The organism is Lentibacter sp., from assembly GCF_965658795.1.
Lineage (GTDB): Bacteria > Pseudomonadota > Alphaproteobacteria > Rhodobacterales > Rhodobacteraceae > Lentibacter.
In genome coordinates, this window is the sequence record NZ_CBFHTG010000013.1 from 1 (window position 1) to 13,003 (window position 13,003).

General features: G+C 59.2%; 15 protein-coding genes and 1 tRNA gene. 4 read left to right on the plus strand and 12 right to left on the minus strand.

The window, feature by feature from the left end:
* Window positions 1–390: 390 nt before the first annotated feature.
* Window positions 391–467: transfer RNA gene (locus tag ACTG3X_RS10135), tRNA-Arg, on the minus strand.
* Window positions 468–553: 86 nt separating this feature from the next.
* Here ACTG3X_RS10135 and ACTG3X_RS10140 point away from each other — a divergent pair.
* Window positions 554–2,053, plus strand: a complete 1,500-nt coding sequence (locus tag ACTG3X_RS10140; RefSeq protein ID WP_439111150.1) for a fused MFS/spermidine synthase — start codon at window positions 554–556, stop codon at window positions 2,051–2,053.
* On the opposite strand, the gene ACTG3X_RS10145 is transcribed toward ACTG3X_RS10140, so the two are convergent.
* The 11 genes from ACTG3X_RS10145 to ACTG3X_RS10195 all read right to left on the minus strand — a co-directional run bounded on the left by ACTG3X_RS10145 (window position 2,054) and on the right by ACTG3X_RS10195 (window position 11,296).
* Window positions 2,054–3,274, minus strand: a complete 1,221-nt coding sequence (locus tag ACTG3X_RS10145) for a cysteine desulfurase (RefSeq protein WP_439111151.1) — start codon at window positions 3,272–3,274, stop codon at window positions 2,054–2,056.
* 19 nt (window positions 3,275–3,293) lie between these two features.
* Window positions 3,294–3,899 carry a YIP1 family protein gene (locus ACTG3X_RS10150; protein ID WP_439111152.1) on the minus strand — a complete coding sequence of 202 codons (606 nt, stop codon included), beginning with the start codon at window positions 3,897–3,899 and terminating at the stop codon, window positions 3,294–3,296.
* Window positions 3,889–4,386: a YIP1 family protein gene (locus ACTG3X_RS10155; protein WP_439111153.1), complete on the minus strand. Its 498-nt coding sequence runs from the start codon at window positions 4,384–4,386 to the stop codon at window positions 3,889–3,891. The genes ACTG3X_RS10150 and ACTG3X_RS10155 overlap by 11 nt, the downstream gene beginning before the upstream one ends.
* Before the next feature lie 4 nt (window positions 4,387–4,390).
* Window positions 4,391–5,677, minus strand: coding sequence for a SufB/SufD family protein (locus ACTG3X_RS10160; protein WP_439111154.1), 1,287 nt, complete (start codon window positions 5,675–5,677; stop codon window positions 4,391–4,393).
* Entirely contained in the window at window positions 5,677–6,432 is a 756-nt protein-coding gene (gene sufC, locus ACTG3X_RS10165) for a Fe-S cluster assembly ATPase SufC (RefSeq protein ID WP_439111155.1), read from the minus strand. The genes ACTG3X_RS10160 and sufC overlap by 1 nt, the downstream gene beginning before the upstream one ends.
* A gap of 22 nt (window positions 6,433–6,454) precedes the next feature.
* Window positions 6,455–7,246, minus strand: coding sequence for a polysaccharide pyruvyl transferase family protein (locus ACTG3X_RS10170; protein ID WP_439111156.1), 792 nt, complete (start codon window positions 7,244–7,246; stop codon window positions 6,455–6,457).
* 2 nt (window positions 7,247–7,248) lie between these two features.
* Complete coding sequence (locus ACTG3X_RS10175) at window positions 7,249–7,455, minus strand: hypothetical protein (protein ID WP_439111157.1); 207 nt, start codon at window positions 7,453–7,455, stop codon at window positions 7,249–7,251.
* Between the two features lie 87 nt (window positions 7,456–7,542).
* On the minus strand, window positions 7,543–8,100 hold the full coding sequence (locus tag ACTG3X_RS10180; protein WP_439111158.1) for a hypothetical protein: 558 nt from the start codon (window positions 8,098–8,100) through the stop codon (window positions 7,543–7,545).
* Between the two features lie 129 nt (window positions 8,101–8,229).
* Entirely contained in the window at window positions 8,230–9,744 is a 1,515-nt protein-coding gene (gene sufB / locus ACTG3X_RS10185; protein ID WP_439111159.1) for a Fe-S cluster assembly protein SufB, read from the minus strand.
* Between the two features lie 38 nt (window positions 9,745–9,782).
* Entirely contained in the window at window positions 9,783–10,838 is a 1,056-nt protein-coding gene (locus ACTG3X_RS10190; protein WP_439111160.1) for a cysteine desulfurase family protein, read from the minus strand.
* The gene (locus ACTG3X_RS10195) at window positions 10,835–11,296 is read right to left on the minus strand and encodes an Rrf2 family transcriptional regulator (RefSeq protein ID WP_439111161.1); all 462 of its coding nucleotides are present in this window, start codon (window positions 11,294–11,296) and stop codon (window positions 10,835–10,837) included. Before ACTG3X_RS10195 ends, ACTG3X_RS10190 begins: the two co-directional genes overlap by 4 nt.
* 171 nt (window positions 11,297–11,467) lie before the next feature.
* Here ACTG3X_RS10195 and ACTG3X_RS10200 point away from each other — a divergent pair, with 171 nt between their 5' ends.
* The 3 genes from ACTG3X_RS10200 to ACTG3X_RS10210 are packed head-to-tail and all read left to right on the plus strand — an operon-like array spanning window position 11,468 to window position 12,953.
* The gene (locus ACTG3X_RS10200) at window positions 11,468–12,121 is read left to right on the plus strand and encodes an alpha/beta hydrolase (RefSeq protein ID WP_439111162.1); all 654 of its coding nucleotides are present in this window, start codon (window positions 11,468–11,470) and stop codon (window positions 12,119–12,121) included.
* Entirely contained in the window at window positions 12,121–12,366 is a 246-nt protein-coding gene (locus ACTG3X_RS10205; protein ID WP_439111163.1) for a hypothetical protein, read from the plus strand. The genes ACTG3X_RS10200 and ACTG3X_RS10205 overlap by 1 nt, the downstream gene beginning before the upstream one ends.
* Window positions 12,363–12,953: an HD domain-containing protein gene (locus ACTG3X_RS10210; protein ID WP_439111164.1), complete on the plus strand. Its 591-nt coding sequence runs from the start codon at window positions 12,363–12,365 to the stop codon at window positions 12,951–12,953. Before ACTG3X_RS10205 ends, ACTG3X_RS10210 begins: the two co-directional genes overlap by 4 nt.
* The last annotated feature ends 50 nt before the right edge of the window (window positions 12,954–13,003 follow it).

The following is a 13,003-nucleotide window of genomic DNA, read 5'->3' on the forward strand; positions in this document are numbered from 1 at the left end:
AATTTTTGCATGGTCGTCAGTCCTATCTTCTATCGAATGTGGAATTGAATTATGTGACAGCGCTTCTAAAGCCAGCTTCGTATTGGCCTCGCTGAGATCACTGTTCTGGTGCATAGTAAAGTCACACATGAGCCTTCAGCCTGGCATTGACCTGCCAAGGTCCATGGCCATTTCAAAATTGTATCAAAAGTGTCTGGCTCATTATTATGACCGTTATCAACGGCATGGATGCGTCTCATCACCCCTGAAGGGTTAACTTTTAATCTGAAGCTTTTTCTACCGTTCAAAAGACATCAAAAACCCTAAAGAACCGGCCCGAATACGCCTTGATGAACGCAGAAATGCGAAAGCATTTTCCATTAATCTATAAAATGAAACAGTAGGGATTTATGGCGCACCCGAGAGGATTCGAACCTCTGGCCTCTGCCTTCGGAGGGCAGCGCTCTATCCAGCTGAGCTACGGGTGCGTTGCGCGTTCTATAACGGCCCCTGCGCCGCCCCGCAATCGCGAATATTGCTGGACAATACAGCCCGCTTGTCAAAAATAGCGGACATGAAAACACGTATCCCGCCGCTTTGGCTCCTCGTCTTGTTGCAGACTGTCGTTTCAGCCGCCTCGCTGGTGGTCGAAATCGTGGCAGGTCGCATGTTAGCCCCCTATGTGGGCATGTCTCTTTACACCTGGACCGCGGTGATCGCGGTGGTTCTTGCGGGCTTTTCCGTCGGCCATTGGTGGGGCGGCCTCATGGCAGGCAAGCCGCAAGAGACCGCGCTGCGCCAGACAGGCTGGGTGCTTGTGGCAGCAGCTTTGAGCACAGGCGTGGCTGTTGTGGTGCTACAAGCCATCGCTGGCCCTGTCATGAGCGTGGTCAGCCACCCGCTCTGGGCCATCATCGCGCTTTGCACGGGCGCGTTTTTTCTGCCCTCGCTCTTTGCGGGGGTGCCCGCTCCTGTTCTCGCCCAGATCGGGGCCAACACCGCGCCGGATTCGGGCCGCGCACTGGGCGCGCTCTTTGCCGCTGGCGCCATCGGCGCCATTGCCGGCACGTTGCTCGCGGGCTTTGTCTTTATTTCCTATCTTGGCTCGACACTCACATTGGCGCTTGTCGCGGTGATCTATGTTGCGACAGCGCTGTTGTCGTTCTGGCTGGCGGGCCGTTTGCCGCGCACAGCCCTGCTGGCCAGTGTCCTCTCGCTTGCGCTTGCAGGCTATGCGCTGGCCGCGCCAAGCCCCTGTGACACCGAGTCTGATTACTTCTGCATCCGCACCATAGATATCTCCGAAAGCCCCTCAGAGCCTGTGCGCATGATGGTGCTGGATCATCTTGTCCACGGCACGAGTGCCGCCAATGATGCAACGCTTATGTACACCGATCACGCCGCCATGCTTGACCAGCTCGCAGTTTTGCGTGCACCCGCGCCCGCGTTTTCCAGCTTCTTCATCGGCGGGGGCAGCTTCTCCCTGCCCCGCGCGCTGGCCGCACGCGAGGGCCACGGCCCTATAACTGTTGCCGAGATGGATCCGGCCGTCACAAAAGTCGCGGCGCGTGACTTCTGGTTTGACCCCGCAAGCGCCACGGTTCTGCACCGCGATGCCCGCGTTGTGCTCAGCCAAGACACCACCCGCTATGATATCATCATCGGGGATGCCTTCACCGATATCGCCGTGCCACAGCACCTGATCACGCAAGAGTTCTTCGAGCTGGTTCAAGCCCGCCTCACTCCAGACGGCAGCTATCTGATGAATGTGGTGGATTATGAAGACAACCTGCAGACGCTCGGCGCGATGCTGCGCACCTTGCAAAAGGTCTTCCCCGTGCTCGAAGTCTGGGTGGAGCAGCGCGCGCCTGTGCCCGGCGAACGCATGGTCTTTATCATTGCCGCAGGCACAGCCAAGACAGAGCAAGCCAGCTTCGTCACCCGCTCTCCCGACCCGGCCCGCTATGGCGCGCTGTCAGATGCGATGGTGGCGGGGATCATGGGGCGTGACACACTCATCCTGACGGATGACTATGCCCCCATCGACAGGCTCATGGGCCTGCGCCCCGATTGATCAGCCAAGCAGGTTGTGCGCCAGCTCGAGCGCATCGACCAACACATCTACCTCTTCACGCGTGTTATAGAGCCCGAAGCTCGCACGGCAGGTGGCCGTCAGCCCCATATGCTCCATGAGCGGTTGCGCACAATGCTGCCCTGCGCGCACCGCCACGCCCTTTTTATCAAGGATCGTGGAAATATCATGCGCATGGGCAGTCCCTTCCATGGTGAAGCTGAAGATCGCGGCCTTGTCTGGCGTTGTGCCTTGCAGGCCCAGCCAGTTCAGCCCTTTCAGGCGCTCACTGGTGTAGGCGGCCAGATCAGCCTCATGCGCCGCCACATTCTCCATGCCCAGATCCATGAGGTATTCCAGCGCCACACCAAAGCCAATGGTCTGCACGATCCCAGGTGTGCCCGCCTCAAACTTCATCGGGGCCGCGTTATAGACCACCGCGTCTTTGGTGACGTCACGGATCATATCGCCCCCGCCCAAAAACGGGCGCATCTCGTCCAGCCGCTCGCGGCGCACATAAATCGCGCCAGAGCCTGATGGCCCGTACAGCTTGTGGCCTGTCACAGCGTAGAAATCACAGCCCATCTCGGCCACGTTCACAGGCGCATGCACAGCGCCTTGTGAGCCATCGACAAGAACAGCCACGCCTTTGGCGCGCGCGGCCTCACAGATGCGCTTCACGTCCACATGGGTGCCCAAGACGTTAGACAACTGGGTGATCGCAACAAGCTTGGTCTTCGGGCCAATCGCCGCAATAACCTTATCGGCATCCAGCGCGCCCGTGGCGTCTACATCGACCCACTTGAGCGCAACACCTTGGCGCTCGCGCAAAAAGTGCCAAGGCACGATATTGGCGTGATGCTCCATAACAGAAAGAACAATCTCGTCGCCCGCCTCCATCCGTGGCGCAGCCCAGGCATAGGACACCATGTTGATGCCCTCGGTCGTGCCCGAGTTGAGGATAATCTCGTCTTCCGACGCCGCGCCAAGGAACCGCGCAATGATCCCGCGCACCGCTTCGTAGCGCTCGGTCGAGATATTGCTGAGGTAGTGCAACCCACGGTGCACATTGGCGTATTCTTCCGCATAGCCGCGGGTCATCGCATCAATCACAATCTGCGGCTTCTGGGCCGACGCACCATTGTCCAGATAGGTCAGCGGCTTGCCGTTGACCTGACGTTTCAGGATCGGAAAGTCGTCACGGATCTTCTTCACGTCATACATTCGGTGTCTCCCAAGCGGATCAGACGGGCATAAAAAGCCCGATAAGAGTGAGAACAAAAAGCAGGCCAACGGCCATGAGCAAGAGCGATACAGCCACAGTGCCGATGCCTCTGAACATGGTTTCAAAACGGTGCGCACCGGTCAAAAGCCCGATGAGCGCAAACAAAAGCCAGACATTGCCCAAAAGCGACAAGAGCTGCGCAAGGCCAAGCGACACCAGCCCGATTGCCATAATGACAACGCTCATCCCGAGGCCGACAAACTGCCACCACGTGACCACGGCCAGCACATCGCTCAAGCTGCCCTGCCCGCCCAGCATCCGCCCGCCTGTGTGAAAGGCAAAGACAGACATGACAAGCGCAAGGCCCACCGTCATTGCCACGCGCAAGGGGCTGCCAAGATAGCTGATCAGAAATTCCATCTGCGCAACATCGTCAGGGCTCATGCCCTCCACGGGTGTGGGCGGCGCGGCCTGAAAGCCGAGCGAAAACAACAGCGCGTTGAGCACAGCGGCCAAAAGCAGGCCCAGCCAGAGCACATCGCGCTTCAGGTTCAGAGCCAGCAGCTCTGCAGCCGCCGCGGCTGGCTGCATCATCGTGGTGCGCACGAGCGCTTTAATGTCCATGAGTGGCACTTTCTTTTGCAGCGGCAACACTGCCGCTAAACCAGAACCAAAGGAAGATGACCAGCCAAAGCGCGCCGACAACAAGCTGCCCCGTGCCTTCGCCCACAAAGCCTTTCACAAGCCCGTTGAGCAGCATCAAAGGCGACGCCGCCAAAAGCGCCCAGAACAGCGCAATCCGAAAGACCCAAGGCTTGGCTTTTGAGCCTGCAAGGCGGAACCCGCCGTAGACAAGCATCGCCAGCGCATAGAGCACGAGCGGCATGATAAAAAGCCAGGCAAACAGCGCCCCACCCATGAGCATGCTCACGTCCTGCCCCGTCAGATACGCCTCTCGCGAGGCCGCGGGCCATGTGCTGATAAACACAACAGCACAGCCCGCCATAAGAATGGCTATCGCACGATCTTCGCGTTGGCCCGCTGCCGCGAACCTGCGCAAAACGCGCGCAGGCCCACGGTAGGTCGCCACGATATCCATCACAACCGACATGGCCTTAGCCGCCGCTGTGGCGCACAAGCCAGCCTTCAAGCCGCCCTGTGATTTCAGCTGCCAGGTCTTCGTCTTCGACCTCTTCAACAGATTCCGCCAAAAACGCGAGCGTCATAAGGTCTGTCGCAATGTTTTCTGGCACGCCACGCGCCCGCAGGTAAAACAACGCATCCTCATCAATCGCGCCTGTGGTGGAGCCGTGCGAACAGGCCACATCATCGGCATAGATCTCAAGCTCGGGCTTGGCGAGGAACTGGCTGTCACCATCCAGCAAAAGCGACTGCGACTTCTGGTAGCCATCGGTCTTCTGAGCATCGGCTTTCACAAGGATCTTGCCCTGAAACACGCCTGTCGCCCCGTTGCGCAGCACTTTCTTGAAAACCTGACGGCTCTCGCAATTGACGGCATCGTGGGTGATGAAAACTGTGTCATCATGCACAAAATCACCATCGCCAAGCGCCGCACCCGCCACATGGGCAACCGCGTCATCACCTGTAAACTCGATGATGCACTCGTTGCGCGTCAGGCGGCCATTGACCGTGAGTGTGAAGCTTTTGAAGACGCTTTCACGCCCCAGCTCGACAAACATATGCGTCACCGCGCGGCGCTCATGGTCGCGCCCTTGGGCGCGCACATGGTGCAGCTCGGCACCATCGGCGACACGCGCTTCAAGGCATTTGTTAAACCGCGCTGCCGCCGGACCATTCTCCAGAATGGTCAGCGATGCACCCGCTTCAACCTGAACAACATGATGCAGGACCGCATCTGATGTGGTGCTCTCGTGGCGATAGATCAGGCTCACAGGCTTGCTTGGCGTTTTCGTCACACGAATAAGCACACCATCACTGGCCAGCGCCGTGTTCAGGGCCGCAAGCGGGCGCTCAACAGGCGTTTGGCCACGGGTTTCCAGCGTGCCGTAAAGCGCGCTCGCCCACGAAATATCGGCCATATCCGCCAGACGGGCGATCTCGATCCCCTCAAGCGCCAGCGCATCAGAGGCGTCAGCGTCAAATACACCGTCCACAAAGACGATCTTGAGGCGGTCAAAGCCGTCAAACACGGGCGTTTCATCGTGCACAAACACAGCCGCTTCAGGCGCGTCGGCCTGCGTGAGCGTGTCGGGGCGCGTATACTTCCAGTATTCGTCGCGCCGCGAGGGCAAGCCCATGCTGCGCACCCGTGCCAGCGCGTCTTCACGCGCCGCACGGCTCCAGCCAGCGGCCTCTGGCAACACAGCTGCATCAAGCCGCGTGGCTGCGGCCTCCTGCTTTGATTTCAAAATTGCATTCATCACGCCACCTCGGCCAGAATGTCTGCATAGCCGTTGTTTTCGACTTCAAGCGCCAGCTCGGGACCGCCTGTTTTTACAATACGGCCATCGGCCATGATGTGCACAACATCGGGTTTGATGTGGTCCAGCAAGCGCTGGTAGTGGGTGATCACAAGAAAGCCACGGCCTTCGGTGCGCAGCGCGTTCACGCCATCGGCAACAAGCTTCATCGCGTCAACGTCAAGGCCCGAGTCTGTCTCGTCAAGCACACACATGCGTGGCTCAAGCATCGCCATCTGCAAGATTTCGTTGCGCTTTTTCTCACCGCCCGAGAAGCCCACATTAACAGGGCGCTTGAGCATATCCGCATCAATCTTGAGCTCTTTGGCCTTGGCGCGGATCACTTTGAGGAACTCGGTAGAGCTCATCTCGTCTTCGCCGCGCGCCTTGCGCTGAGCGTTCACAGCGGTGCGCAAGAAGGTCATGTTGCCCACACCGGGGATTTCGACAGGATATTGGAAAGCAAGGAACAGGCCCAAGGCTGCGCGCTCTTCTGGGTCGAGATCCAGCAGATCGTCGCCATCAAGCGTGGCGCTGCCACCTGTCACCTCATAGCCCTCTTTGCCCGAAAGCACATAAGACAGCGTTGATTTGCCAGAGCCGTTCGGCCCCATGATCGCGTGCACTTTGCCCGCCTCAACCGACAGGTTCACACCCTTGAGGATCTGCTTGTCTTCTTCTTCAAGTTTAACCCGCAGGTCTTTGATTTCCAACATGTTCGCGCCTTTCTTTATGTTCTTACGCTCCAGCCCTGAGATGGGATGGAAAATTTTGAATTAATCGGTCTTTTGCCGCAGCCAGCCCGCTCGCATAGGGAAGCTCTCCCGTTGCGAGCTTGGGCAAAGCCGCCGCAATATTCTCATGTGCCAAGGGCAGCGGCAAAACGCGGCCAACCCCGGCGGCATAGTCGTAGTATTTCAGCCGTGCGTGGGCCATCGGGTCGAGCCACGTATTGGGGATGCCGTAGCTGTCCGCCACAATCAGCCCGTGCAAACTGGACGAAATCACATGCGCACAAGCCCCGATGGCGCGGCAGACCTCTTCGGCACTGCCTTGCACATCGATGTATGTCACACGCGGCTCGTCTTTGAGCAGCGCCGCAATGCGCGCATCCCCAAGCTGGCTGTGATGCAGCACCAGCCCGATCTGGTCGTGGCGGTCAGGCCGTGGCCCTAGCGCCTCGGCGGTCAAAAGCCCGGGGTCGCCGTAGCTCTCGGTCTTGACACCCAAAAGCGAGGCCGTGATCGGCCCGCGCAGCATATGGATGTCCATATACGCGACAAAGTCGGTCTTGAGCGCGGTCATCATCCCCGTGCCCCAGATCGCCGGGCGGTGTGCAGGGCGGCCCTCCTTGCCCCACGCGCGCTTGGCAAACTGCAAAACAGAGCCAACAGAGAAGATCTCGGCCTTGCGCGGCGGCGCATGTACCACCTCACGGCCCGAGGCAAAGCCCGTGACAACACGGCTCAGCTCGTCGCCAAAGTTCGGCTTGGCATCCCACCAGTAGAGTTTGAGTGGCGCATCAGCCATGCTCAATAGCCCCCGCTGCGCTTGTTGATCTTGGGGGCGATCTGCTCGTCATACAGCGCCATCAGCTTGTCCGCGCCAAGCACGACCACAGCCGCGATCACGCCACCAATCAGCCAGACAGGCACATCAGCCCAGTCCAGCACCGCACCGATCACGACACCCGCCACAACAGGCACCAGCACGCGTTTGTTTTTTTCGATAAAATCCATAACTCTAGACCCCAAAATTCATATCAAAACGCCAAAGACCCCGCCCAAACGGGCGAGGCGCAGCCACGAAAGCGTGGTCTGTCAGGTTTAGAGGCTGTTTTGCAGCACGCTGGCAATCGTGCGCAAGCTGCTGTCCAGCCCAGATCCGGGGCTGAGCTGTTGTGCCGCGTACTCTGGTGAAAACATCGTTTCCCATAGTGCAGGCGCCTGCCCCGCCACGTCGCCCTCGCCCAGAAGCATCAGCGCGAAGCCCGCGAGCATGGCCAGCTTGGCCACACCGCCGCGAAAGCCCAGAAAGGTTGCCGCCGAAACCAGCGCCACAATCCCGATCGCCAGCTCGCCCGCGTGGCGCATGATCAGCATGGTCATATCCGCGCTGCTCATGAACTGCCCCAACACGTGAAAGCCCGCCAAACGCCCCGCCAGCATCGCAGCCGCGCCCAAAAGAAACGCCATGGCCCACTTTGGCAGCGCCAAAATCAGGGTTCCGTTGTCCTTGGATTTGGTTGCGCGTTTGATCTGGCTGGCCGAAATGCGCGTTTCGTGCACCTCGCCCTCGCCGGCGATCAGTTGGCGCGGTGCGCCCTCCACCATCGCGATCCGCTTGATGCGCGCATCGAATGCGTCGAGATTTCTGTTCAACATCTGACCACCTCATATCTGTGCTTGCCACAAAGGTTAACAAGCCAGTCGGGCACAATTGCGGCAAGACCCGCGCATTTTTGCGCAGAGCCTCACCCGCTTGGGCCTGAGATATGGGGCAGCAAAGATGCATTAGCCCACAGAGCCTTCCAGCGAAATCGCCACAAGCTGCTGTGCTTCCATGGCAAACTCCATCGGCAGCGCTTGCAGCACTTCCTTGGCAAAGCCGTTGACGATCAGCGCAACCGCCTCTTCCTCGCCAATCCCGCGCTGGCGGCAGTAGAACATTTGTTCATCATCCACCTTGGAGGTTGTCGCCTCATGTTCCACACGGCTCGAGTTGTTCTTCACCTCGATATACGGCACGGTATGCGCCCCGCATTTGTCGCCGATCAGCAGGCTGTCGCACTGTGTGTAGTTGCGCGAGTTCTTCGCCTTGGGGTGCATGCTCACAAGGCCACGGTAGGTGTTTTGCGCCACACCCGCGCTGATGCCTTTGGACACGATCCGCGACTTGGTGTTCTTCCCAAGATGGATCATCTTTGTGCCCGTGTCGGCCTGCTGGTGGTTGTTGGTGATGGCGATAGAGTAGAACTCACCTTGTGAATCATCTCCGCGCAGGATGCAGCTCGGGTACTTCCAAGTCACAGCCGAGCCTGTCTCCACCTGCGTCCACATCACTTTTGAGCGCGCCCCGCGGCAATCGGCCCGCTTGGTCACAAAGTTGTAGATACCGCCCTTGCCGTTTTCATCGCCCGGATACCAGTTTTGCACGGTGGAATATTTAACTTCCGCATCTTCCTCGATGATGATCTCGACAACCGCCGCGTGCAGCTGGGCCACATCGCGTTGCGGGGCCGTACAGCCCTCAAGATAGCTCACATAACTGCCCTTATCGGCAATGATCAGCGTACGCTCAAACTGGCCCGTGTTTTCGGCATTGATACGGAAGTAAGTGCTCAGCTCCATGGGGCAGCGCACACCGGGGGGCACATAGACAAACGAGCCGTCCGAGAAGACCGCCGAGTTCAGCGTCGCGTAGTAGTTGTCTGTCACAGGCACAACCGAGCCGAGGTATTTCTTCACAAGCTCTGGATGGTCGCGAATGGCTTCGGAGATCGAGCAGAAGATAACGCCCGCCTCCATCAGCTCTTTCTGGAAGGTCGTGCCGACCGAAACACTGTCAAACACCGCGTCCACAGCCACTTTGCGCGGCGCATCCGTCAGCTCTTCAGCCCCTTCAACACCCGCAAGGATCAGCTGTTCCTTGAGCGGAATACCGAGCTTCTCATAGGTGGCCAGAAGCTTGGGGTCGACCTCGTCCAGAGACTTGGGCTTTACTTCCATGCTCTTTGGGCGCGCATAGTAATACTGGTCCTGAAAGTCGATCTCGGGGTAATCCACCATCGCCCAGTCAGGCTCTTTCTGCTCTTTCCAGCGCGCATAGGCGTCAAGGCGCCAGTCGGTCATCCACTGGGGCTCTTCGTTCTTCTCGGAAATGAGCCGCACAATGTCTTCATCCAGACCAAGAGGGGCATATTCCATCTCGATCTCGGTTTCCCAACCGTATTTGTACTTTTCGCCAAGCGAGCGCACAGCCTCGACTGTTTCTTCCTCAACACCGTCTTTGACAATCACGTCACTCATGGCTCAATCCTTTTCATCCTGTTCGCGTCACGCGGCCCTCAGGCCGCTTTGTTCTGTTGTTTTCTGGCCTGCGCAGCCCATGCATCGGCAAAGCGCAAGACATCGTCCCGTTTCGTTTCAAGCCCGAGGCTGATGCGGATCCCGCATCCGGCCTGAGCCTCAGAATAGCCCATCGCGCGCAGCACGGGGCTTGTCTTCACCTTGCCACTGGAGCAGGCCGAGCCCGCCGAAATCGCAAATTTTGCAAGATCCATCTGCATCACCTGCGTCTCGCCCTTCCAGCCCTCGCTGAGCAGACAAGTGGTGTTCGGCAACCGCCGCGCGCCTTTCCCGACCAAAATAGGTGGTTTATCGCCACCCACAAGGGCCGCTTCCAGCAAATCGCGTGTTTCTTCAACCTCTTCCCAGCGGCCCGACGCCACATCCGCCACAGCCGCCTCGGCAGCCGCGGCAAAGCCCGCAATCCCGATCAGGTTTTCGGTGCCCGCGCGGCGGCCCATCTCCTGGCCTCCGCCTTTCAACACGGGGTCAAGGTCGATCCCGCGGCGCATCACCAACGCGCCGATGCCCTTGGGGCCACCCAGCTTATGCGCCGAGACAATCGCCATCAAAGGCCCCGAGGAGAGGAAGTTCACCGCAACCTTGCCAAACGCCTGCGTGAAATCACTCATCCACAGCCCCTCGGGCAAATCTTGCATCACGCCCGTTTCCGAGTTGGCCAGCTGCAAGGTGGCAAAGCCTGCATCCGTCACCGTCACACGGCCCGCGCCATCTGTGGCCAAGCCCGGCTCACACCAAGCCGCAACCGCGTCATGCTCCACACCGGAGCAGACAATGCCGCGCCCTGCGAGCGCCATGGCTGCGGCTTCGGTCGCCGATCCGGTAAAGACAATTTCGGCCCCCGAAACGCCACCCGTGGCCCCGAGCGCGTCACCCAGCCGTGCGCGGCAGCTTTCAAGGAAGGCCTTGGCGCGCCGCCCCTCTGCATGCACAGAAGACGGGTTACCAACAATATCTTCTGCCTCGGCCATAGCCGCCCGCGCCTCGGGGCGCAGCGGCGTGGTCGCGTTATGATCCAGATAGACCCGGCTCACGCGTCATCCACCACAGCAAACAGTGACGGCACAGCCGGACAGGGCGCAAGCTCGTTCTTGATCACATCCGACAGGCGCGCTGCGTGCAAATAGACATAGACATGCGCCGAGAGACCCTCCCACAAACGGTTGGTCACCGATTGCGCACGGCTGCCAGAGGCCGCGCCGCTGGCGCCCGCGCCCTTTTGCAAGGCATCAACCGTTTCATCAACGGCTGCGAGCACATCAACCACACGAATATCGACAGGCTGGCGCGCCAGCTTATAACCGCCGCCGGGGCCACGCACCGAGGCCACAAGCTCCGCGCGGCGCAGCTTGACGAAAAGCTGCTCGAGATAGGGCAAGGAAATATCCTGCCGCTTTGAAATGTCACCGAGGGTCACCAAAGCGCCATCGCCCTGCAGCGCGATATCGGCCAATGCGACCATGGCATATCTGCCCTTTGTGCTGAGCTTCACAATGACACCTCTACAACCTTTGTTTCCAAGCGACTTGTTGACCTTGGCCCCGTCACAGACTATCTCGCTATGAACGCTGGGCTTACAGCCTAGATTTAGAATAGTTCTAATATGCTCGACGGATTTCGTCAAGATTAGCCGCGCGCATTTTCAAGGAAGAGAAGTCACTATATGCCCGAGGTAATCTTTCCTGGCCCAGAGGGCCGACTTGAAGGCCGCTACCACCCCCAGCCAGAGCGCGATGCTCCCATCGCCATCGTGTTGCACCCCCACCCGCAGTTTGGCGGCACAATGAACAACAAGGTTGTCTACAACCTGCATTATGCCTTCTACAACATGGGCTTCACCGTGCTGCGCTTTAACTTCCGTGGCGTGGGCCGCTCACAAGGCGAGTATGACCAAGGCGTGGGTGAATTGTCCGATGCGGCCTCGGCCCTCGACTATCTCCAGTCCATGAACAACAACTCCAAACATTGCTGGGTTGCAGGTTTCTCCTTTGGCGCGTGGATCGGGATGCAGCTTTTGATGCGTCGCCCCGAGATCACCGGGTTTATCTCGGTCAGCCCGCCCGCCAACATGTATGATTTTTCGTTCCTTGCGCCCTGCCCGGCCTCGGGCCTTGTGATCAACGGCACCTCCGACCGTGTTGCCCCGCCTGCAGACACGCGCACCCTTGTGGGCAAACTGCATGAGCAAAAAGGCATCACCGTAACCCATGAAGAAGTTGATGGCGCGGGCCACTTCTTTGAAAACGATCACATGGACACGATGGTCGACAGCGTTCAAGGCTATGTGAAGCGCCGCCTGACGGAGAACTCACGCTGATGAGCACGCTCAACGACATCGCAGCCCAGCTGGCTGATGACACTGTCAAAATCATGGAAAAGTCAGGCGATGACCGCCTGCACTTTGAAGTGGCCGATGTTTTGGGCGCAGCCTCGCAAACGCTGGAAGAAGCCTACCTCACAGAGGTGCGCGTGCGCATGGCTGGCAAAGCCGCGCGCGCCTTCCTGCGCGGCAAGGTTGCCGAGCTGGCAAAAGCCGCTGAAGCCAAGTCCAAAGAGACATGAGCACAGAGCGGCTTGATGCGCAGATGGCCTTCCTCATGGAGGCCGACAAGCTCAAGCAAATTCTGCGCGCCACCAAAATTGCAGATGGCGCGCGCTACGAAAACTCGGGCGAACACTCATGGCATATCGCGCTCTTTGCGCTTGTCCTCGGGGCCGACGCGCCCGCAGAGGTGCACATCGACCGTGTGATCCGTATGTTGCTCCTGCATGATCTCGTTGAGATCGACGCAGGCGATGCGCCTATTTTTGGCGATCATGACGCCGCCGAAATGGCCGCCAAGGAAGACGCCGCCGCAACACGCATCTTTGGCCTTTTGCCGCCGGATCAGGCGCAAGAGTTCCGCGCGATCTGGGACGAATTTGAAGCCGCCGAAACAGCCGATGCGCGCTTTGCCAAATCGCTTGACCGCTTTCAGCCCCCCAACCAGAACCTCGCGTCAGATGGCGGCTCATGGGCGGAATATGACACGCGCTATGACCTGTTCGAGGCGCGCGTTGGGACCAAGATCAAACGGGGCGCGCCCTGGCTCTGGGACTGGTTGCAGCCCCGCGCCTCTGCATGGTTTGAGGCGCGCGGGAAGAGATAGAGAGATCGTATTGCACTGCGTGCAATACGATCCGTTGGGGGACTAGTCCC